Source organism: Prevotella sp. AGR2160 (genome assembly GCF_000424185.1).
Lineage (GTDB): Bacteria > Bacteroidota > Bacteroidia > Bacteroidales > Bacteroidaceae > Prevotella.
On record NZ_AUJK01000006.1, the window covers coordinates 133,823 to 156,179 of the forward strand.

At 45.2% G+C, this 22,357-nt stretch carries 22 protein-coding genes; 14 read left to right on the top strand and 8 right to left on the bottom strand.

Going from position 1 to position 22,357, the window contains the following annotated elements; genetic code table 11:
- Nucleotides 1-24 precede the first annotated feature (24 nt).
- The 11 genes from G604_RS0105985 (at nucleotide 25) to G604_RS0106035 (ending at nucleotide 13,822) form a co-directional block, all read left to right on the top strand.
- Nucleotides 25-1,263 carry a saccharopine dehydrogenase family protein gene (locus tag G604_RS0105985; RefSeq protein ID WP_028909778.1) on the top strand — a complete coding sequence of 413 codons (1,239 nt, stop codon included), beginning with the start codon at nucleotides 25-27 and terminating at the stop codon, nucleotides 1,261-1,263.
- A gap of 196 nt (nucleotides 1,264-1,459) precedes the next feature.
- The gene (gene recA / locus G604_RS0105990) at nucleotides 1,460-2,485 is read left to right on the top strand and encodes a recombinase RecA (protein WP_028909779.1); all 1,026 of its coding nucleotides are present in this window, start codon (nucleotides 1,460-1,462) and stop codon (nucleotides 2,483-2,485) included.
- 193 nt (nucleotides 2,486-2,678) lie between these two features.
- Entirely contained in the window at nucleotides 2,679-4,598 is a 1,920-nt protein-coding gene (gene dnaK, locus G604_RS0105995) for a molecular chaperone DnaK (RefSeq protein WP_028909780.1), read from the top strand.
- A gap of 211 nt (nucleotides 4,599-4,809) precedes the next feature.
- Nucleotides 4,810-5,373, top strand: coding sequence for a helix-turn-helix domain-containing protein (locus tag G604_RS0106000; protein ID WP_028909781.1), 564 nt, complete (start codon nucleotides 4,810-4,812; stop codon nucleotides 5,371-5,373).
- Nucleotides 5,370-6,635 (top strand): site-specific integrase, encoded by a 1,266-nt coding sequence (locus G604_RS0106005; RefSeq protein WP_028909782.1) that lies wholly within the window; start codon nucleotides 5,370-5,372, stop codon nucleotides 6,633-6,635. Before G604_RS0106000 ends, G604_RS0106005 begins: the two co-directional genes overlap by 4 nt.
- 347 nt (nucleotides 6,636-6,982) lie before the next feature.
- Complete coding sequence (locus G604_RS0106010; protein ID WP_028909783.1) at nucleotides 6,983-7,381, top strand: helix-turn-helix domain-containing protein; 399 nt, start codon at nucleotides 6,983-6,985, stop codon at nucleotides 7,379-7,381.
- A 5-nt stretch (nucleotides 7,382-7,386) separates the two neighbouring features.
- Nucleotides 7,387-10,611 carry a DNA primase gene (gene dnaG, locus G604_RS13680; RefSeq protein ID WP_036904729.1) on the top strand — a complete coding sequence of 1,075 codons (3,225 nt, stop codon included), beginning with the start codon at nucleotides 7,387-7,389 and terminating at the stop codon, nucleotides 10,609-10,611.
- 317 nt (nucleotides 10,612-10,928) lie between these two features.
- The gene (locus G604_RS0106020) at nucleotides 10,929-11,330 is read left to right on the top strand and encodes a plasmid mobilization protein (protein WP_028909784.1); all 402 of its coding nucleotides are present in this window, start codon (nucleotides 10,929-10,931) and stop codon (nucleotides 11,328-11,330) included.
- Between the two features lie 5 nt (nucleotides 11,331-11,335).
- Nucleotides 11,336-12,517: a relaxase/mobilization nuclease domain-containing protein gene (locus G604_RS0106025; RefSeq protein ID WP_028909785.1), complete on the top strand. Its 1,182-nt coding sequence runs from the start codon at nucleotides 11,336-11,338 to the stop codon at nucleotides 12,515-12,517.
- A gap of 11 nt (nucleotides 12,518-12,528) precedes the next feature.
- Nucleotides 12,529-13,389: a hypothetical protein gene (locus G604_RS0106030; protein ID WP_028909786.1), complete on the top strand. Its 861-nt coding sequence runs from the start codon at nucleotides 12,529-12,531 to the stop codon at nucleotides 13,387-13,389.
- Between the two features lie 148 nt (nucleotides 13,390-13,537).
- Nucleotides 13,538-13,822: a hypothetical protein gene (locus G604_RS0106035; RefSeq protein ID WP_028909787.1), complete on the top strand. Its 285-nt coding sequence runs from the start codon at nucleotides 13,538-13,540 to the stop codon at nucleotides 13,820-13,822.
- Nucleotides 13,823-14,161: 339 nt separating this feature from the next.
- Here G604_RS0106035 and G604_RS0106040 read toward each other — a convergent pair whose 3' ends face one another.
- Genes G604_RS0106040 through G604_RS0106065 form a run of 6 tightly spaced genes read right to left on the bottom strand, consistent with a single transcriptional unit; the run spans nucleotide 14,162 to nucleotide 16,903 of the window.
- On the bottom strand, nucleotides 14,162-14,599 hold the full coding sequence (locus G604_RS0106040; RefSeq protein WP_155941868.1) for a hypothetical protein: 438 nt from the start codon (nucleotides 14,597-14,599) through the stop codon (nucleotides 14,162-14,164).
- 55 nt (nucleotides 14,600-14,654) lie between these two features.
- Entirely contained in the window at nucleotides 14,655-15,176 is a 522-nt protein-coding gene (locus tag G604_RS0106045; protein WP_028909789.1) for a hypothetical protein, read from the bottom strand.
- Between the two features lie 8 nt (nucleotides 15,177-15,184).
- Nucleotides 15,185-15,493: a hypothetical protein gene (locus G604_RS0106050; RefSeq protein WP_155941869.1), complete on the bottom strand. Its 309-nt coding sequence runs from the start codon at nucleotides 15,491-15,493 to the stop codon at nucleotides 15,185-15,187.
- Nucleotides 15,494-15,512: 19 nt separating this feature from the next.
- Nucleotides 15,513-15,914: a hypothetical protein gene (locus tag G604_RS0106055; RefSeq protein WP_155941870.1), complete on the bottom strand. Its 402-nt coding sequence runs from the start codon at nucleotides 15,912-15,914 to the stop codon at nucleotides 15,513-15,515.
- 5 nt (nucleotides 15,915-15,919) lie between these two features.
- Nucleotides 15,920-16,327, bottom strand: coding sequence for a hypothetical protein (locus G604_RS0106060; protein WP_028909792.1), 408 nt, complete (start codon nucleotides 16,325-16,327; stop codon nucleotides 15,920-15,922).
- 12 nt (nucleotides 16,328-16,339) lie between these two features.
- The gene (locus G604_RS0106065) at nucleotides 16,340-16,903 is read right to left on the bottom strand and encodes a hypothetical protein (protein WP_155941871.1); all 564 of its coding nucleotides are present in this window, start codon (nucleotides 16,901-16,903) and stop codon (nucleotides 16,340-16,342) included.
- Between the two features lie 356 nt (nucleotides 16,904-17,259).
- Here G604_RS0106065 and G604_RS0106070 point away from each other — a divergent pair, with 356 nt between their 5' ends.
- The 3 genes from G604_RS0106070 to G604_RS0106080 are packed head-to-tail and all read left to right on the top strand — an operon-like array spanning nucleotide 17,260 to nucleotide 20,011.
- A complete protein-coding gene (locus G604_RS0106070; RefSeq protein WP_028909794.1) occupies nucleotides 17,260-18,411 on the top strand; it encodes an AAA family ATPase in 1,152 nt (383 codons plus the stop codon).
- 3 nt (nucleotides 18,412-18,414) lie between these two features.
- Nucleotides 18,415-18,975: an RloB family protein gene (locus G604_RS0106075; protein WP_028909795.1), complete on the top strand. Its 561-nt coding sequence runs from the start codon at nucleotides 18,415-18,417 to the stop codon at nucleotides 18,973-18,975.
- Nucleotides 18,976-18,985: 10 nt separating this feature from the next.
- Nucleotides 18,986-20,011, top strand: coding sequence for a hypothetical protein (locus G604_RS0106080; RefSeq protein ID WP_028909796.1), 1,026 nt, complete (start codon nucleotides 18,986-18,988; stop codon nucleotides 20,009-20,011).
- A 591-nt stretch (nucleotides 20,012-20,602) separates the two neighbouring features.
- Here G604_RS0106080 and G604_RS0106085 read toward each other — a convergent pair.
- Both G604_RS0106085 and G604_RS0106090 read right to left on the bottom strand, forming a co-directional pair.
- Entirely contained in the window at nucleotides 20,603-22,015 is a 1,413-nt protein-coding gene (locus tag G604_RS0106085; RefSeq protein WP_028909797.1) for a DUF3843 family protein, read from the bottom strand.
- Nucleotides 22,016-22,048: 33 nt separating this feature from the next.
- Nucleotides 22,049-22,357: transposase (locus tag G604_RS0106090; protein ID WP_028909798.1), on the bottom strand; the 309-nt coding region annotated here is incomplete at its 5' end.

Sequence of the window (22,357 nt, forward strand, 5' to 3'; positions counted from 1 at the left end):
TAAAAAACTATAAACAAAAAGAATATGAGCAGAGTATTAATGATTGGTGCCGGTGGCGTGGCCACTGTCGCCGCCTTTAAGATCGCACAGAACACTGACGTGTTCAATGAGTTTATGATCGCCTCCCATCACCGGGAGAAATGCGTGCGCCTCGTCGACGCTATCCACGCCAAGGGCTACACCATGCCCATCGAGACCGCTGAGGTAGACGCTGACAGCGTTGAGCAGCTCACGGAACTGTTCAACAGCTATAAGCCGGACCTCGTCATCAACCTCGCCCTGCCCTATCAGGACCTTTCCATCATGGACGCCTGTCTGGCTTGCGGCTGCAACTATCTCGACACCGCCAACTACGAGCCGAAAGATGAGGCCCACTTCGAATACTCCTGGCAGTGGGCCTACATGGACCGCTTCAAACAGGCCGGCCTGACGGCTATCCTCGGCTGCGGCTTTGACCCGGGCGTGTCACAGGCTTACACGGCTTATGCTGCCAAGCATTATTTCGACGAGATCCACGACCTCGATATCGTCGACTGTAACGCCGGTAACCACCACCATGCCTTCGCTACGAACTTCAATCCGGAAATCAATATCCGCGAGATCACGCAGAAAGGTCTCTACTATGAGAACGGACAGTGGATTGAGACAGAACCGCTGGCTGTACACAAGGATCTTACGTACCCGAATATCGGCAAGCGCGACTCTTACCTCATGCACCACGAGGAACTGGAGAGTCTGGTAAAGAACTATCCTACGATCAAGCGCGCACGCTTCTGGATGACGTTCGGTAAACAGTATCTCACGTATCTCGACTGTATCCAGAACCTCGGCATGAGCCGTATCGACCCGATCGTCTACGAGGCTCCGTTGGCCGACGACCCGGAGAAGACGGTAAAGGTGAACATCGTGCCTCTGCAGTTCCTCAAGGCCGTCCTGCCGAATCCGCAGGATCTTGGCAGCAACTACGACGGTGAGACATCTATCGGCTGCCGTATCCGTGGCGTTAAAGACGGCAAGGAACACACCTATTATATATATAACAACTGCAAGCACCAGGATGCCTACAACGAGACGGGCATGCAGGGCGTCAGCTACACCACCGGTGTGCCGGCCATGTGCGGCGCCATGATGTTCTTCAAAGGTCTGTGGAAGAAACCGGGCGTTTGGAACGTTGAGGACTTCGATCCCGATCCGTTCCTCGAGCAGCTCAACAAGCAGGGCCTTCCCTGGCACGAGGTATTCGACGGTGATTTAGAATTATAAAGCCTCTCCCCAACCCCTCCCCGAAAAGGGAGGGGCTTACAGAAAGGCAGTAGGTGACCGCTCTATTGCGGCCACACATCCACAATATTTATTAATTGGCTTTTTCCTCATTCATCCTCACCCAAAGGAAAAAGACAGCAACAAGACTAATCACTCCCCTCTCCTTTGGAGAGGGGCGGGGGTGAGGCTTTAATTTATGGCAGAAGAAAACAACCAAGACGTAAAGGCCGCCAAGCTCAAAGCACTGCAGGCGGCCATGAGTAAGATAGAGAAAGATTTCGGCAAGGGATCGATCATGAAACTCGGCGAACAGCCGCACGATCATATCGATGTCATCCCGACAGGCTCCCTCGGCCTCGATGTAGCCCTCGGCGTCGGCGGATATCCCCGCGGACGTATCATCGAGATCTACGGCCCGGAATCTTCCGGTAAGACAACGCTGGCAATCCATGCCATCGCTGAGGCACAGAAGCTCGGCGGCATCGCCGCCTTCATCGACGCTGAGCATGCGTTCGATCCCACCTATGCCGCACACCTCGGCGTGGATGTCGACAACCTCTGGATCTCACAGCCCGACAGCGGTGAACAGGCACTGCAGATCGCTGACCAGCTCATCAGCTCATCAGCCGTCGATATCGTCGTCATCGACTCCGTCGCCGCCCTCACGCCGAAGGCGGAGATCGAAGGTACGATGGGCGACAACAAGGTCGGTCTGCAGGCGCGACTCATGAGTCAGGCACTGCGTAAGATGACCGCTACAATCTCCAAGACCAATACCACTTGTATCTTCATCAACCAGTTGCGTGAGAAGATCGGCGTGATGTTCGGCAATCCGGAGACGACGACGGGTGGTAACGCCCTGAAGTTCTACGCCAGCGTTCGTATCGACATCCGGCCCAGCACGCCGATCAAGAATGGCGACGAGGTCCTCGGCCGTCTCACGAAGGTGAAGGTCGTGAAGAACAAGGTAGCGCCTCCGTTCCGTAAGTGTGAGTTCGACATCATCTATGGTGATGGCATCAGCAAGACCGGTGAGATCGTCGACCTCGGCGTGGAGTACAACATCATCCAGAAGAGCGGCAGCTGGTTCAGCTACAACGGCAGCAAGCTCGGACAGGGACGTGACGCCACAAAGAAACTCCTGCAGGACAACCCCGAGTTGGCCGAGGAGCTCGAAGGCCTCATCAAGAAAGCTATCGAGGAAAAGAAGGCACAGGAATAATTTACACCTTATTCTATATAGGGCGGCCACGACGGCCGCCCTTTTTCGTTTCTGCCATTATGTCATACTCGTTTTCTGTGGCATATCGTTTGCAAAAATGTCAGTGTCGCGGGAAAATCCCGGGACACCGTCACCGAAAACAGTGATGACGGCTGAACCAAACGAATAATAAAAAATAAAAAAATATACAACTATGGGAAAGATTATTGGAATCGACTTAGGAACAACAAACAGCTGTGTGGCTGTATTTGAAGGTAATGAGCCTGTTGTCATCGCCAACAGCGAAGGCAAGCGTACGACACCGTCCGTCGTCGGCTTTGTAGAAGGCGGCGAGCGCAAGATCGGTGATCCGGCAAAGCGTCAGGCTATCACGAACCCGAAGAACACGGTATACTCCATCAAGCGTTTCATGGGTGAGACCTATGAGCAGTGCAAGAAGGAGATTGACCGCGTGCCTTACACGGTTGTCGACGAAGGTGGTTATCCGCGCGTGCAGATCAACGACCGTAAGTATACGCCGCAGGAGATCAGCGCCATGATCCTGCAGAAGATGAAGAAGACTGCTGAGGATTACCTCGGTCAGGAAGTGAAGGACGCTGTCATCACCGTCCCGGCTTACTTCTCCGACTCTCAGCGTCAGGCTACGAAGGAGGCTGGTACTATCGCCGGACTGAATGTCCGTCGTATCGTCAACGAGCCGACGGCTGCCGCCCTCGCTTATGGCGTTGATAAGGCCAACAAGGATATGAACATCGCCGTATTCGACCTCGGTGGTGGTACGTTCGATATCTCTATCCTGAACTTCGGTGGCGGTGTCTTCGAAGTGCTCGCTACCAACGGTGATACGCATTTGGGTGGTGATGATTTCGATCAGGTCATTATCGACTGGCTCGTCAAGGGATTCAAGGAAGAGAATGGCATCGACCTCTCTACCGATCCGATGGCTATGCAGCGCTTGAAGGAGGCTGCCGAGAAGGCTAAGATTGAGCTGTCTTCTTCTACAACAACAGAGATCAACCTTCCGTATATCACCGCTGTCGGTGGCACGCCGAAGCACTTGGTAAAGACCTTGACGCGTGCTCAGTTCGAGCAGCTCGCTCACAACCTGATCCAGGCTTGCCTCGTGCCGTGCCAGAATGCTATGCGCGACGCTAAGCTGCAGACGAGTGATATCGATGAGGTCATCCTCGTAGGTGGTAGCTCTCGTATCCCCGCCGTTCAGACACTCGTGAAGAACTACTTCGGTAAGGAGCCTTCTAAGGGCGTTAACCCCGATGAGGTCGTCGCTGTCGGTGCTGCTATCCAGGGTGCCGTGCTGAACAAGGAAGCTGGTGTCGGCGATATCGTCCTGCTTGATGTCACGCCGCTGACTCTCGGTATCGAGACCATGGGTGGTGTGATGACAAAGCTCATCGACGCCAACACGACAATTCCTTGCAAGAAGAGTCAGATCTTCTCTACCGCTGCTGATAACCAGACGGAGGTAACGATTCACGTACTGCAGGGTGAGCGCCCGATGGCTGCTCAGAACAAGTCCATTGGCCAGTTCAACCTCACCGGTATCGCTCCCGCTCGCCGTGGTATACCGCAGATCGAGGTAACCTTCGATATCGATGCCAACGGTATCCTCAATGTCAGTGCCAAGGATAAGGCTACGGGCAAGGAGCAGAGCATCCGCATCGAGGCTTCCAGTGGTCTGAGTGACGAGGAGATCAAGCGTATGAAGGCTGAGGCCGAGCAGAACGCCGAGAACGATAAGAAGGAGCGCGAGCGTGTCGACAAGCTCAATCAGGCTGACTCTATGATCTTCACCACCGAGAACTTCCTGAAGGATAACGGTGACAAGATCCCCGCTGACAAGAAGCCGGGTATCGAGGACGCTCTCAACAAGCTGAAGGAGGCTCACAAGAGTGGTGATGTCAGTGCCATCGACACCGCTATCAACAACCTCAACACTGTCATGCAGGCTGCTTCTCAGCAGATGTATCAGGGTGCCGCAGGTCAGCAGGCTGGTCCTCAGGCTGGTGCCGGTCAGCAGGCTAACGCCGGTCAGCAGAGTCAGAAGAAGGATGATGATAACATTCAGGACGCTGACTTCGAGGAGGTCAAATGATGTGAAATAACAATCCAAAATTATCGGAAACCAAATCCGTGTAGCTCAACGAGTTACACGGATTTGCCGTTTTAAGGGGTTTGCTGATGGTTATCTATTTCTATCGATTCCTATTCCATATTTGTACCATATCTGTATCTTAACAAAAAAGTAGAAGTTATTGAACAAATACATACGAATACATACAAAGTCTAATTTAGAACAGAGAATTATGCCAGGTATCGCGTTAGAAATCAGAAGGAAATGCAAAGTTTGCGGAAAAGTGTTTCTTGTGAAGAAACTCGACTCGCAATTTTGCTCAGGTCATTGCAGTGCAATCGACCTAAAGCGTCGTCGTGACGCAGAGGCAAGGGAAGCTCGTCTTGACAAGATAGCGACCCAAGTTCCAGACATACGAGAATACATCTCGGTTAAGGAGGCAGTCGCCATGTTCAATATAGAACGTGGCACACTCTATCGACTTATTCGGCTTGGGCGTATTCCTGCTATCAACATGGGAAAGCATCTTATCCGCATCAAACGCTCGGAACTGGAGGCTAACATCCTCCCACGTCAGGAAGCAAGAGAAGAAAAGAAGAAACCTGTCCCCAAGCTATACAGCCTTGAACCAGAAGACTGCTATACTGTCGGCGAGATTTGCAAGAAGTATCGCATCAACGACAGTACTGTTTGGGCGCATGTCCGCAAGTACTCCATACCCTCACGTCAAATAGGTAACTATGTCTATATTCCAAAAGAAGAAATTGATAACCTCTATAAATCCGATGTAGAATGAAGAAAGCAATGCTCCACACCAAGGTTTCCGTCAGACTCCGCAAATCGGAAGTACGAGACGAATGGTATCTTTACCTTGAAGCCTATCCTGTCTTTAAGCCTGGTTACGACAAACCACGCCGTGAGCGTGAGTATCTTAACCGCACCATCACAACTCCAATGTGGGACAAGACTCGTCCTGCACGAAAGGATGAGTATGGCGCACAAACATTCAAGCCTAAGCGTGACCAAAACGGGGTCATCATCTGTCGTTCAAAGACAGACCGTGAGACTTGTATCTTTGCCGATAATGTACGTAACATTCGTCAGCATGAGTACGACAATGCCGAGCTATACTCAGAAACAGACCAGGCTATGGTGGAAAAGAGGGCAAAAGGTCAGGTCAACTTCATTGACTATTTTGCCAAGGTTACTGAGACACGACACAGGAAAAGTTCAAAGTCCATTATCGTTAATTGGGAAAGAGTGCATGAACTTCTGAAAATATACTCAGAAGGCAAACCGCTACCATTCTCAAAAATAGACCTTCGGCTGATTGAGAGTTTCAAGGAGTTCATACTGACTGCTCCACAAGGTGGAAACAAATCTGGTATCATATCCCAAAATACTGCTTCCACATACTTCTCTATCTTCAAGGCTGCTTTGCATCAAGCATTCATTGACAGTTACCTTGATATTGATATTGCTGCCAAAGTGAAGGGTATTCCCGGAGAAGAAAGCAGACGAGAGCACCTGACCATAGAAGAACTGAACATTCTCGCAGCCACACCATGTGACTATCCTTTATTGAAGAGAGCCGCCTTGTTCAGTGCATTGACAGGACTTCGCCATAGCGATATAAAAAAGATGACGTGGAAGGAACTGACAAAAGAGGGCGACCACTACCGAGTTAATTTTACTCAGAAGAAGACCAAGGGAGTTGAATACAAACCAATATCTGAACAGGCTTATCTCATCTGTGGAAAACCAGGAGACCCCGACCGTCTTGTTTTTGAGGGATTGCAAGACCCATCTTGGATTAACAGACCTGTCAAGCAATGGGTGGAAGCGTCGGGCATTAAGAAACACATTACATTCCACTGCTTCCGTCATTCATTTGCCACGAACCAACTAACTGAGGGTACCGACATTTACACCGTATCGAAGATGTTGGGGCACACCAATGTCCGAACAACCCAAATCTACACAAAGGTTGTTGACGAGAAGAAAGAGAAAGCAGCCGATGCCATCAAACTCAATCTCCAAGATGACGTATTAAAATAACACTCCTCCCAAAAACGTAAAAGCCATCTATGCTAACTGTGTAGGTGGCTTTTCTGTTTACGCTTCTTTTTAACATCTGTTCACACGGAATGGCATACGGAAGCTTTCCGTATGTCATTCCGCCTCTCAATTATTTTCGATTTCTATTGTTAAATGATGTTGCCGAAAGTCCCTGATTATCGGTGTTTTTCGATTTTTGTTGATACTTGTTAACACGGAACGGCATACGGAAGAATCCCGCTTGATTTCCGTCCCTTGTAGAAGGCCGAAAAGCACATTAATTTTGCCGCCGAATTCAATTATTAACTGACCGCGCAGTCACATGTCAAACATTAAAAATCAAGATTATGTCAGATTATAAAAACCCAACAGGTGGCACACCCACTTTCGACATGATTCCTCTTCTGATGGCTAATCTTCTCGAAGATAACAAGCGGCTATCGGCAAAACTCGATGCAATCAACAGGAAGATTTCGGAATCAGTTAGCAACAATAATAAAAACGATGATCAGCGCATGGATGTGACCGAGGCGCAGAAATATATACCTGGTCATCCTGCTGTTCAGACCATCTACGGATGGACTTCCAACAACATGATACCTTACCACAAAATCGGCAAGCGTATCTATTTCGTCAAGTCCGAACTGGATGCTTGGCTCTCAAAGGAGCAACATAAGTCAGAAGAAGACTTGCAACGGGAAGCTGAAGAGTTTGTCAACAAGAAACGTAGAAACTACCCATTGTAATAGGTATGCAAATCAACTCACACATCATTGAAGCGATTAAAGGCAAAGCCGACATCGCCGAAGTCATTGGTGATTATGTATCGCTCACCAAGAGAGGACAGAATCACATCGGACTCTGCCCCTTCCATAGCGACACGACACCATCACTGACCGTCAATTCCGCAAAAGGCATCTACAAGTGTTTCGCTTGTGGTGCCTCTGGCGATGTGTTCACCTTTCTACAGAATCACCTCAAAATCTCTTTTCAAGAAGCAGTAAAAATGGTAGCAGACAAATACAGCTTTGAATTGCCACAAACTCCAGTAACTCCAAATGAGGATGCAGAACAGCGTAAACGTGAGTCGATGTATATCATCAACAACTATGCTCAGAAATACTTCACTGAAAATCTGTTTTGTGAGTCAGAAGAATCACAAACTGCATTAGCCTATGCTACCAGTCGATGGCCTATAGATTTCACTCGCACGTTTGGTATTGGCTATGCAAGTAATAGATGGGATAGATTTACGACATGGGCTAAAAGCAAAGGTCTTGATAAAAATCTCCTTTTAGAAGTCGGACTTATCAAGAAACGCAGTGACAATGATGAGGTCTTTGATGCTTATCGTGGACGAATCATGATTCCGATACGTGATAGACAGAAGAGAATCATTGGCTTTACCGCCAGACTGGTTCCAAGTATTATAGGCGATTCAACTAACGCCCCTAAGTACATCAATTCTCCTACCTCTATTATATATGATAAGAGCAATACCATCTTTGGCATTGATGTGGCTCGAATGACTGCCGCTAAACTTGGAGAAATGAATTTGGTAGAAGGAGCACCTGATGTTATGCGTTTGCAAATCATCGGTGTTCCAAACACCATTGCCCCTCTTGGCTCTTCATGGACAGAAGCTCAACTGAGCAGTCTGAAACGGTTGACTACAAAGCTCAACATCATTCCAGACAGCGATGTTCTGAAGGATGATAATCAATTTGGTGCAGGTTTCGTCAGTGCCATACGCACTGGCAGGGTGGCTTTGTCTATGGGTTTCACAGTAACAGTTCAGGAAATACCACTCACCGACAAGAAGAATGATCCAGACTCTTATCTGTCTTCCAAAGAGAAGTTGGACGAGTTACCCAAACAGGATTTTGTGATATGGTATGCAGAAAAACTCATTGGCTCTTCGAGTGACGATGTTCCGCAACAAGCCAAAGTCATCCATGAGGTAGTGGATATTGTAAAGGCTATACCAGACAAAATCCTTCAGGAGTCTTATACCGACAAGTTGATTAGTACCTATGGGCATGAAGATATGTGGAAGCGTGAGATCTTGGGCAAACAAACTTTGCCTACTCCTATTGTTCATAAAGCAATGAACGATGAGGAATATGCTGCATTGTTCAAAGGGACAGAAATTAAAGTTGGGCACAATTGCTACTATGGTTACAGCAAGGAAGGCGAGAAGGAGATTTCCAACTTCATCATGATACCACTCTACCTAATTCGGGATGGAGCATCTGCATCACGAGTGTTTATCTTACGTAATGTCATGGGCTATGAAGTCCGAATTGAGTTCAGCATTGAGGAAATGACTGTCCTACAGAAGTTTCGCAATCGTATAGAGCGTGAGGTAAACTTTATGTGGTATGGCACATCAGCTAAGTTCAATAAGTTGCGTGGCATTCTCTACTCCAGTATGGAGGTCATCAGCAAGATTTCCACTCTTGGATGGCAGAAGGTTGGATTCTTCGCTTTTGGCAATGGAATCGTTCACAATGATGTGTGGCATCCTGTTGATGAGGAAGGAATTGTCCGTCTGGGTGACACCCTCGGTTCTTTCTATCTTCCTGCATTCTCCAAGATGAACGAGGACAATAGCGATAAGTTTCTTTTTGAACAGAAGTTTATCCATTTGCCTGAAAGTAAAGTCCGTTTCTATCAATTCGCTTCTCAGATGCGATTGGTCTATGGCGACAATGCCATCATTGGAATCTGCTACATCGTGGTATGTTTGTTCCGTGACATCATCATTCGTCATCGTCGTGAGTTCCCATCGTTGTTCTTGTTTGGTCCCAAAGGAACTGGCAAGACTGCTTTCGGAGAACTGCTGCAAAGTGTGTTTGTTTATAATGGTGACCATCCGAATCTTCGTACATCCACGATGCCAAGTCTGGCTACTGTACTGTCACAAGCCGAGGATGCTATCATGCACCTTGACGAATACAAGAACGACATCGATGTGGAGAAGATAGAACTTTTGAAAGGACTTTGGGACTGTCAAGGACGTAGCAAATTGGATATAGAGACCCGCAAGCGAGAGCAGTCCAAAGTGCTCAGTGGTGTTATAGTCAGTGGTCAGGAGAAGCCGACTGTTGACATTGCTTTGTATTCTCGCCAATGTGTGTTGGCATTCCACAAAGACACCCACACAGTTGAAGAGAAAGAAAACTTCCGCCTACTGAAAGACTGGGAACATGAAGGAACATCGTATGTGGTGTTGGAACTATTGCGAGCAAGGTCGGTGTTTGAACAAAACTACAAGGCTTGCTATGAGCAGGCGGTTAAGAACATTGGCATTACGTTATGTTTCAGTATTGACGAACGCATCCTTCACAACTGGTCGGTGGTGCTGGCTTCTTATTTGGCTACACAAAACCAAATCAAGTTTCCGTTCTCCTACGACGAGGTATTCAAGACCGTGCTTAATGGCGTGGAGTATCAGAATGAGGAATGTCTGCACAGTAATGAGTTGAGCATCTTCTGGAAGACCGTCGACTATCTGAAACAGGATAATCAGATCTATGGACTGTGTGATTACCGAATCCACGAATACACCAGTCTGAAGGTTGATGTCAAGATGGATGGCAGACGACAGACCGTAAACAGAGAATACGGCAATGCGAAGAAGATTCTCATGATTCCAACCAACAGTCGTATGTTCGCCCTCTATGCACTTCATTTGCAAAAGACACGTGAGAAGGTCATTCCTGAGAACACGCTGAAATACTATATCGAAAACTCACCTGAGTATATCGGAAAGGTGAACAGTGTGAGGTTTGCTTCTGTGGAGAATGTGAAGGACTGGCCACGACAGTTTGCTGCCAAGTGCTATCAGTGCCAACCTCGCTTGAGTGAGAAACCCGTACAGGCATTCTGTCTCGACTTCGATGCTGTTGAAGCTGCCTATGGCGTGAGTTTATACTCCGACTACATGTCGTTCGACTTAGTTCATAACACATAATACTTACATACATCTTCTACATTATCTACAATAATGAATATCAATGTTATATTTCTAAGAGTATGTCTTATACAGATAAGATACAAACTCCTACAGGTTTCCATCTTATCCGTAACGATGCGCTTGCGCGTTTTTCAGTACATTCTTTCGGGAGCAAGTTTGTGTTTTCGCTATACGAAAACGGTCACACTACACTTCCGTTACGTGAGCTGGCAACCAGAGTCGGACTCATTCCGACACAGGCTGCCACCTATTGAGAAACTTGCTCTACGAGATATAACATCATACCGAAAGAACATAAAACTTAATCCCATACAATGATGAAACATGTTATCAACAACTCTGGTGGGAGGAAGAAACTCTCTGCCGAAAAACTGATGGGGAGTCCTATCCCTGTCCGTTTCAACCTTCGTCAGCGGACGCGTCTGGAGACGAAAGCCGCCAAAGCCAATATGCCACTAAGTGTATATCTGCGTGAAGCTGGACTGAAAGCCGTAGTCAGGCAACGAGTGACTGGCGAACTCATGAAGGTTATCCGTGACCTCAATAACCTTGGCACGAATCTCAACATCATTACCAAGGGGGTGGCATCCCATCGCATCGATCCTTTCTGTCAGGAGTGCAAGGATGCAGTGAGAGGTGTTAATGAAGTTTTACACAATGCCCGTATGCTCATCAAGGCCAAAGAGGATGATGAGGACGGAACTGAATTTGAATAACTACTATGATTGCAAAGATTATACATGGAGCAGCGTTTGGCGGTGTGGTCAACTACGTCAACGATCCACGGAAGAATGCAAGGCTGGTTTCATTCGGTGATGGAGTCAACATATCCGACAACAGGACGATTACGGATAGTTTCGTTATGCAGTCGCAAATGAGCAGTCGTTGCACAAAGCCCGTGTGCCATATCATCCTGTCTTTCTCAAAGTATGACTTCGATCGATTGACCGATGAATTCCTTGACCATGCGATAAGAAGTTTCCTTAGGAGCATGGGGTATGACGACAACCAGTTTGTTGCCTTCCGTCATTACGACCGTGAGCATCCGCACGTTCACGTCATCGTCAACAGAGTAAACAACAAAGGTAAAGTTACCAAAGATTCGCATGAGCGTGACCGAAGCGTGAAAATTTGCCGTGACTTCACTCTACGGCATAGGCTATATATCGCAAAAGGCAAGGAAGCGGTCAAGGAAAACAGACTGCGCAACATGGATTCTGTCAAGTACCTGATGCTTCATGGTGTCAAGGAGTCTTTGTCGGTAAGTAGTAACTGGAAGCAGTTTCAAACAGAACTATCAAAGTTGGGAATGCGTTTCTCTTTCCGTTACAATCCTAAAACGCAAGGTGTCGAGGGCATATCTTTCTCTATTGACCACAACAAAGTGGGGCAACGCATGAAACATGATGTGTCGTTCAGTGGCAAGCAACTGGATGAAAGCCTGACCTTATCACACATCTGCGAGAAGTTGGGTAATCCTGTTTCCATCGTTCATGAGCAAGCACGTGATATGTACGAGGACGCAAAAGCAGACTGGTATGATTCCCATAATGGTTTTGAGGTTTCTCGCATTGAAGAAGTCTTCCCCGATTTTGACGATAGATTCTCTCGGCTCTCACAAATGGCTAAGGAGTCCGCACCAGATATGGCAGGATTGTTCAACGATGATGCTATTGATGCGATACATGATATTCTTGAAGCGGCAGAGGAAATCACTGAGGTTGGCAATCATGCCGTTCACATTGGTCTGACCACATTGGGCGAAATACTCTTTCAGCCGTATGCACCGGCAATCTCTACTGGTGGCGGTGGTAGCACAGCTTCCAAATTGGGTTGGGGCGACGACGACAAATATAAACGTAAACACAAGAATGGCAGCCGTCGTGGTGGCGTTCATCGATAAAACTTTCAATCATGGCAAAAACAAATAAAGAAGACATCAATGACATCCGCTCACTCATAGAGGACGTGGATGCAGCACAAAACAAGGTTATTCAGCAACAGGCAACCTTGGAACAGCAGTTGAACAAAGTAGCCGCTTTGCTCGAAGCTATCAAGAATAATGGCATTGCCCAGGCACCCAATAGCGTAAACATTGATAAAGAAACTATCGCAAACGCTGTGCGTTCGGCTTTGAACAATTCAAGTCACGAGAATAACAAACAGGGTGTTCTTACCCTCTCTGCTGAGAACCAAAAGATGATTGTAGAGACTGCCATCACTGGGCTGAGTAATTACCTGAAAGAAGGAGAAAAAGTTGGTGAGCAGAAGCATAAACAAGAGGTTGAGGAATACGAAGCCGCCAGAAGCAAGCAGGGACTTTCTACTGTGGCAGAAGTAAAAGTCTGGGCACCAGAATACTCCTTCACGGTTCAACGATGGTTACGCTGGATTGGCAGACAACTTTTCAACACGGATGAGGAAGCCACCAGTACACATGAAGCATTGAAGACTATCGGCAATGCCCTCCAACTTATGGAAGGTCAAGAACCAACACTAAAGATGTATCTCCGTCCCAAATGGAGAAGATGGAAACAGCGTATCAAGTCCTTCCGATTCTGGTACATGCTTGGCTGCTTCTACTTGATGATAGGCGCAATAACCTGTCTCGCTCTCTATCAGTCAAGAGTAATGGACATCGAACGCAAGAATGCCATCATCAGGTATCACTTCCGCAACGATAAAATGTATCAACAAGAGTATCAGCATATAGATTCCCTATTGCACCACTATGATGTATTTGATGCCTATAAACAAATGAACAAGGATGAATAGAGCCTGCGCCATGTACATAGGATGAGTTTTTTAGAAAAACACTTAGGTTGTCTAACAAATTATTTATAAACGTATAAGCGTTTTATTTACCGATTTGCATGAATGAAAAACAAGATATACCTTTGTGTCGTTATTAAATATTTTCGATATGAGAATTCATTATGTAAATGGTTCCTTCGCAGGAACAAACAAGGAAGGCTCGGTTGATTACGAGCAATTAAGAAACAGCATAATCGCAGTGAGGAACGAAGGACTACCCTTTAGGGGAGCACCATGGGAACTGGCAAATGATGCTTTGGGACATTTATTCAAGCGATGGTTCCCTCACGAAAAGGCATTAATGCCAGTAATCTGCGAAAGTTACAGCGGTAGCGACAACAATGGTATATATACGATAGAAGTCGTATTTCAAGCCGCTTCTTCCATCTTGTAATTTGTGTGTAGTTGATAGTGTGGCAACAGACGTTGCTCAACAAGTGTATAACGGTTACCTGAAATATGCAACCAAATAAGGATCCCTGCAAAGGACAGGTAATGATGCTAATGGCAAAAGACAGTGCTGGACGAAAGTTCAATCGTATTCACGGCTACAACAGAGTGCAGAATGGCAAGACAATTCATGTGAGGCCTCATATTCGTAGCAATAGAAGCGATAGCAAAGGTAAAAAGTAATGTTACTAAATGAACGTGGCAAACTAACCTCCTATTGGATTTAGATTGCCACGGTTAATTTTTTCTACAAACATTTACCTTGCTGGGTAGAATTTGCACATTACAACAATTGCCATAAGGCCTTCATAAGTTCCCACGGAAGTAACAGCAAAGCCACCAAACAGCCACCTGATTGTGGTGTACTTCGCCTCATGCCACCACGAGAATTGACACAATTCTGGCAAATTTGAAAATGAAAATTAGGGTCGTAACCACTTGTAAATCGTCCTGGCTTACCAATGATAGGCTCACCACACATCGGGCATCTACCATTATTCAGAAGACCAATATCTTTTAAATACGTAATGGCATTTGCGTCCTCAATGGTTCCCAATACGAATAATTTAGGATCATCTCCAGCATCGTATTTACCAGTTTTAGTCCATTTCTGCCCATCAAATGCCTTGGCCTTAAATCCCGCTTTGTTCAATTCCTCTGCCATGGCCTCATTCCACTCTTGCCATGTCATCCCGCAAATATCTGATGATTTGTATGTCATATTATTACCACTGCTTATTGAGAAAAAGTTAGATTCTATTCCTTAAATTATAACATTAAAACATTGTTCCTAAAGCTTGTATTTTCTTTACAGTCGATATGATTTCCTCATCTTCATATCCTAACTGATTGAATATTCCACCCACCAAGTCCACCATTGTTGGGTCTCTGTTGATATTCACCAATGAGAAGCATGTATAAAGTGCCATATCCATAACACCTTTGTCGTCTATTGTTTTCAAGACTGACACCATATTCTTCGGATTGAAACCACTTAAATTGCCCCAGCGTTTCATGGTCTCTGCCTTGTTGAAACCCAACATGTGAGAGTATGGGACAAAGATAGAATTGACTGCATTCATGTTTCCTGACGATGCTCCAATATGAGTAGCAAACATAGAGGCCAAATCCAAAAGCGCCTCACGCTGACTCTTGCTTAAATCCTTGTACATGTCATTGAATAAATTCTCCATAGAAGCCGTATTACCATATGAACTATGGTTACCACTTTCTGACTTTTTGTTGTTTAAGACAATTACAAGAACTACAACAATGCCAATGATTATTATCCACCACATAATCTGTTCTATTTTGATGTTTCTAAATACTTGTCTAATGCTTTATTACATTCTTCGTCAAGAATAGTATGATAGTCTAAACCTTCTCTACTACACATAAGTGAGAGCATGGAAGCCTCATCGCCATTTTTCAGTGACTGATACAAGTTTCCTATTGCTCCCTGCACAAGTAATCCACCAAACATAGGATTGTCAATAAGTCCTTTCGATTCTGAACTTGTAACGACATCGTTCACAGCATCATCAAATGCTGATGCCAATTTCCGACGGATTTTCATTTCCGTCGAATCATTTTTGAGAAAATCAAAGAGTCCCATAACCATTATAATTATAATTCTATTTGCATATTATGTCTCGAATCCTCTGTGGAATCTGCTTATCTATTTGGTAAAACGCCTCGCCACCATCAAGAATATCATCGATGGTTTGCTCCAGACTGGAATCGGATGTTGAGGCCACTTTGTTTTTCAGCCGTCCGATGGTGGAGAGTTGCACCTCGCTCATGTACATCTTTGTCTGATGCCCATTTATTGGAACATACACGCGGAAATTGGGTAGCCAGTTGTTCTTCTCTATTAAATCCGCCACGCCGACCTTGCATATCCACGCACTGACAAGCAGGAAAGACATGTCTGGGTCGGATTCGTATCGGTCTAACATGTTCTTCACGTTAGCAACTGCATTGCCGAGACGGGTCAGCTCTTTGGCTTGTCCAAACATATTTGAAAAGAATCCCATAGCGGTTATTGGAATTTTGAAGTTACGTTGTCCATATACTGCCGAGTGCGCGTCTCTATGTGCTTTATCATATCTTCTTGCGGCATCGTCTCAGGGAAGTCCCAGTCAAGTTTGTGATCGCCCAACATCAAGTTCTTCATTTCGAACGTAACATTAATTTTGTTGAACGTATGCTGGAAGTGGAAAGCGATGCTTCCCATCTGGTTCTTCATACCAACACACATATAAGTATTCGTCTCCTTGACCACCTTCATTCCTGAATCCGGGCCAATGAAGTTCTCAATCAGGGTTTTGTATTTCCTACGGATTCCGCCCTCCTTGACCATTTTGTCATTCTCCTTATAAGAATCCTTGGCGAAAGAGAATATTACAATGACAGCAATGATGATTAGAAAGATTGTAAAAGTTCCCATGTTTTCTTTGCTTTAAGAAAAATATTCAGAGATTTCTTGGTAGATGTCGTAAGAGGAGGTTGCTTTGTCGAAAGTCCATTCTTTGACAGGCAACGAATCCTTGATACAGACTACATGAAGTTTTTGGCCGATGCCGGAATAACTCATGAAAAGTTCTTGACCTTCCCTGTTACGCAGACGAATCGATTCGTCGTATTTACGCTCAAATACGATTTCATGCTTCGCAGTTTCTGTCGTCAACAAACTGACAAGTTTACCATAATGTTCCCGCAGTCGTTCTGCCGTGCCAGGTATCCTTAGTGCCACTTTCTCCTGTTCGTCGATTTTCTTTCGACTATTAGCCAGCCATATTATCACGGCTATGCACAGAATAATGAGTAATACTTTCATCAATAGTTTCTTTCTTGTTTTGCCGAATAAAAGAGGCGCAGACCTTCGCCATACGACTCTCGGCTCACCACAAGCCACATTGAAATATGGGAAAGCTGCGCCTTGTGGGGCAGCCCCAATATTCAATGTTGCTCGTCTTCTCGCGGTGGTGATTTGAGAGTCTATTGAGCAGTATGTCTTGCGCATAACGCACCTGCGTGCATCATTTGCTTTGCAAAGATACTCAAATATTTTAACATAACAGAATTTCGTTTCGAGAAACACTATGATTTTATAAAATTTTAGCTGAATTGGCATACAAATATAGCAAGATGCAAGTTATATTGTCGCATTTTGTGTTTACTTTGACGAAAATCTTTTATGGCGATAGAATCTACTGCGTAAAGGAAGTGCCAATAATGGCAAAAATGTAACCCACGATGAAGATTTTCCCCTTATATTCAATATAAACAGTTAAAAGTACTCCATTTTCGCTTTAAAAGCTTTGTTGAATCAGATTTATTTGCTAATTTTGCAATCAAATAGCAAAAATCGAAGTTAAAATGGTTTTATTATTTCGTTTGAACAACATTTTCTCGTTCCGAGATGAAATAACACTTGACCTTCAGGCTGCCAAGATACAGACTGAAAAGGGAAAGGCGTTGAGTGGGAACTTGTTTTCTGTTGCAGGAGGACATGCTATGAAAAGTGTTTCTATATTCGGAGCCAATGCTTCTGGTAAAAGCAACATCATTAAGGGCATACATGCTTGTGTGGACATGATACGTTCGTCGCATACTTACAACGAGGACACTGTATTTGATGTTGCTCCATTTAAATTCAATGGCAATGATAAAAAGCCAAGCTCATTTTTTATTCGTTTCGTGATCGACGAAATAGAGTATGAGTATTCCTTCACGATGACACGGACAGAAATTCTAACAGAGGAACTTTTCTATTATCCTAATGGCCGTCGTGCATTAGTGTTCAGTCGTGACGAATCTAAAGGACCTGATAAGAAGAATGTTTATGAGTTCAAGCAGGTCATAAAGCGACCAATGGATGTAGCATCTAACACTTCACGCAAGACCTTATTTATATCAAGGGCAAGTCAAATGGACAGGGAAATCGCCAAACGGATATTCCGCTTCTTCTCAGAGGATGTCGTACTGGACTACAAAGAGTCGGCTATGCCAATAGACAGCTTCATAAAGACACGAAAGGAACAAATTCTTGAAATCCTCAACACGGCTGATAGCGACATCGTTGATATTCAAATCCAGGGAAACGCTCTGAAGACTTTCCACAGAGGCAACCCTGATATTGCCTTTGATTTTGATACAGAAGAGTCAGAAGGCACAAAGACTCTGTTCCAGATGATGCTCAGCATGATTGACATCATTCGTAACGGAAGGACACTGCTTATAGATGAGATTGACACCAGCTTGCATCCGCATCTGGTGGAATATATCATCAACTTATTCAACAACAGTGACCATGCTCAGCTTATCTATACTACCCACAACACACATCTATTGAACACGGATTTCCAACGCCGTGATCAAGTTTACTTTGTGAACAAGCGTGAGGATGGATGCAGCGACCTATACTCGCTCTTTGATTTCAAAGATTTTCGTGATACATTTGACATGGAGAAGGCATATCTGCAGGGACGCTTTGATGCTGTGCCCTATCTTTCAAGACCGAATCTGTAAGTAATGGCACATAGAGAAAGGACAACCAGAGGCTGGGTCATGAGGCCCAACTACTTCGTTTTTTGCGAAGGTGACACGGAGGTGAAGTACGTAGAAATGCTACGTTCACAATTCCGCTGCCCAATACATATCATCCCGAAGAAGACTTTGCTGAATATCACACCTGCACTTGTAGAACGATGCAAGGCAACATACATGCAAACAGGAAAGGACAAGACCTTTTTGATGTATGACTTGGATGTGCCTACCATGTTAAAACGGCTAAAGAAGGTTCCCAATGCAACTTTGCTGTGTACAAACCCATGCTTTGAGATATGGTTATTGTTACATGAAAAAGACCAAAAGGCTCCGATTTCTTCAGAAATGGTAGTTAAGGAACTGATGAAGAGTTCAGAGGTCTGGAAAGGATATACTAAATCCGTTCTCACAAGAAACCAACAGATTGCCTTGGAGAAAAATTTAGACACAGCTGTAGGTAGAGCAAAACTCCTAACAGAGTTTCAAAACCCTTCAACAGGTATTTACAAACTGATTGAAATGTTGAAAGAGACGATACGAAAATAAGAATGGTTCAATGAAAAAGGTTTTTAAGATAATAGAGAAGGTGGTCTATGCTATTGCAGCAGTGGCAATCGTTGCTGTAATAGTATTGATCATTCTTGGGGCAAGTGCAAATATGCACATAGAATGGCAGGATTACATTCCTTATATGTACCTTGCCGCTTTTTTGTTTGCCATTTATAAGGCTTTGGTCATCATATTCTCTTCTTTCTATAAGATAGAGATCACTAAGAGAGAGGAACTCTTGGATGTGATGAACCTCGCTTGTGGCAAGGACAACATAGCTTCACAACTGGAGAAAAGTCCTGAGATTGATGCCATCATCGAAAGTATGAAGGATATGCCACAGAAAAATGCGGATGCTTTGACAGCAATGCTGAAAGAGCGTCTGCCCGAGGTGGTGCAAACTCTTGTGACGCAACAAGTGGAGCAGGAGAAGAAACGGCTTGCTCAGGAGAATGAAAAGCGATTGAATGAAATCAACGTGCTGTCTGCCGATGTGTCAAGTGTGATGGAGCGACGCAGCTACCTTCTGAAACTCGAAAAGGAAGTCAAGCTGCGTCAGGCAGAAGAAAGGCAGAGACGACTGGAGCTTACAGAGGAATACACCTCACTTTTGTTCTCCATTGCTGGCTCGTCTGTAGAAGATGTAGAAAAAGTATGCGACGTTGTGAAGTCATTTATTTCTTCTGGTCAGATGTCTGCCGACAAGAATCTCCAGATTCCGTTGAACAAGAAATTACGCAATGCGGAAGTGAAGCAGTTCGTTACGAACATAATAAGGTATAACCAGAAAGAGAATCTGGATGCAGAATCTTTCTTGCAAACGATATTCGGGGAATGGTTCAGCGGAAAGAAAGAGAACATCATCAAGAACTACTCTGTGCTACCTAAAGACTCTTTAGTGTCGAAGGAAGGCGTGGAAGCAGACCTAATAAATCTCCGTCAAAAATTTGACAGAAGGGAAAGGAAAGAAAGCAAAGAGGTTGAAGATGCCGACTTCGAGACTCAAATCAGCAGGTTTCTGCTGAATGATTAGCGTATCAGAGAAAAAATGTGTAACTTTGACCTTCGGTCGAAGGTACTTTCGCTCGGAAATGAAAAGAAAAAGACTTTTTCCTTTTGCATTTCACTCGCTTATTCGTACCTTTGCACCCAAGAAAAGATAAAAATACGGAGGTATTACGAACAACGGAAAGAAGTGAGCGTCGGATGGACGTTTCTCGATAGTTGTGGATTGATAACATGCAGGATGCTTATGGTGTCCCTAATTTGTACCAAACATTACGTAAATCATTGATAATCAGTAGTGGTTATTTTTGAGGAGGTAAAGTAAAAGGCCTCTCCCAACCCTCCCCGAAAGGGAGGCTTGCATAGGGACATGATTGATTATCTTCCGCTAAAGGAACGTCATTCATAAACGCTATAAAAAGGGTCGTAATCCAAACGGATTACGACCTTTTTTTGTCTATCCTCTGCAGGGTGCGGCCCTTGTGGCCGTCCGCCGACCATATACGATGCATAATATTGTAGTTTTAAGCGCGACTCTGTCGATGAGCTTGCGCCGAAGTGACCCATTTCAAATTATTGCTCTGTTCCATATTCCTGTCATGGCTAAAGGTTTATGCTACTAATAATTTTCACGTCGATAGAAGCGCAAGAGGAAGTCGATGTCCTTGCTTTTCTGGTCATCAGTGTCAGTCTGCGGCACCATTCTGTCATTGAAAACATCAGGCAAGAATCCTCTGTCCAAAAGGAACGTCACCATATCAGTTGAAATATTATTATAATCCCATACCATATCAAACGCTTCTTCCTGCGCAGTCTCTTGATCGTAGAAAGGATTGTCTGGATCCGCAATACAGGAAGTATAACTGAACAAAAATTCCACGTTATTTCTTGGCTTCGTGGTGTTGATGAAGAATGTCGACATGCCACTTTCTCTCTTGTCAACGAAGCCAAGCAACCGATCAGGAATACCTATAGTCTTGTTCAGGAAACTCTTTAAATCTGCTTTATCAACGAAATAGGCGATCTGCCGTCCTCCTGTTCGTTTCAGCAACATCTCTGGAGTGAGCGAAGTAGTACCTGGCTTGTCATTTTCCGGGTCGTCATCACAAAGCTCTTGCCAGTGTTCTTTGAAGCCCGGAAAAGGAAAAAGAACTCCATTGAGATGCCACTCATTCTGATAGAATACGAATGAGCTTGCCAAAGCACCATCAATATCTTCAAGATCGCCTTCAGAAAATGAGAGATCTTCTGCCTTGACTTCAATCTCTCTTCCATTGGTGCGTGTCAGCTTCAGCCGCTTCTGTGAGGGATCATCGTATTCACTGGCATCAACATGATCTATCTTATAATGCCCCATTGGCAGCATTTCCATAGCTGCGACATCATCAGCCTCGCGCTCCATACCTTTGACACGCATCATAGCAGCAAGATAGTCTTTGACAAAGAGAGCCAAGGGACCTATCCTATACTTAAACAGACAGAGCGTTATGGCATAGTAAGATGCAAGGCCGAAGGACATTTCCGGACCTTCTTCATCTTTAAACGCGCTGATGGCATCTTCCAAATTGAGGTTTATAAGGTCCGTATTACGTTGCCCCGAGGTAAGATAGCCATGTTCGAACACCCACGTCATGGTTCCTCTCAGTTCATTGAATCCTTGCGTTGCCTCATCCAGCAGTTTCTGAACATCTGAGGCCAACTGCTCATTGATCGGAGCCTCCTCAAAGGCCCTGGAAAGGATATTGAAAGCTCTACGTCCTGATTGCTCTATCTGCGGTGCGTCGGGATAGATGCAATCGGCTTCTTTTGCTTCACTCATGACCATCCAGATGAGGAATCTGACCGCATCGAGACTCGGCTCATCCGGGTAATACTCTTCATCATCATGATACAACGGAACATGATACCCAAAGATTTTCTTACACAGATCAGAGAAAGCGTGCCACTGTCCACTGTCAGCAACGATATCTTCCATATAAAGCGCCAGAAGAATGGCAGCACGCCTTGTTGCCTCTGCACCTATCGGGCCCAAGGGGGATTGTCCGTGGCGGGCGGATGCCGCTGCCTAACCAAAGACGGTAATACATCTATAGAAAAAGAAGGGTATATCCCTTATTCCCTTCAGGCATGACCTAAAGGCTTTCATCTTGGAGTTGAGCGATTCTGCAGAAGCATTAGTGTCTCTGTTGATAAAGTAATTGAGTATCTCGTCCTCGTAGTGCTGGATAGACTGTTTTACGGATTTAATCTCTCTAAGGGTAGACTTGGTGACCTTCTTGTACCATCCTTCAAGCGCTTTCTTCGCAGTCTCCTTGGTGCTAGACTTCGTACGAAAGATTGCTCGGAGATCGTTTATCAGCCAATACGCCTCCTT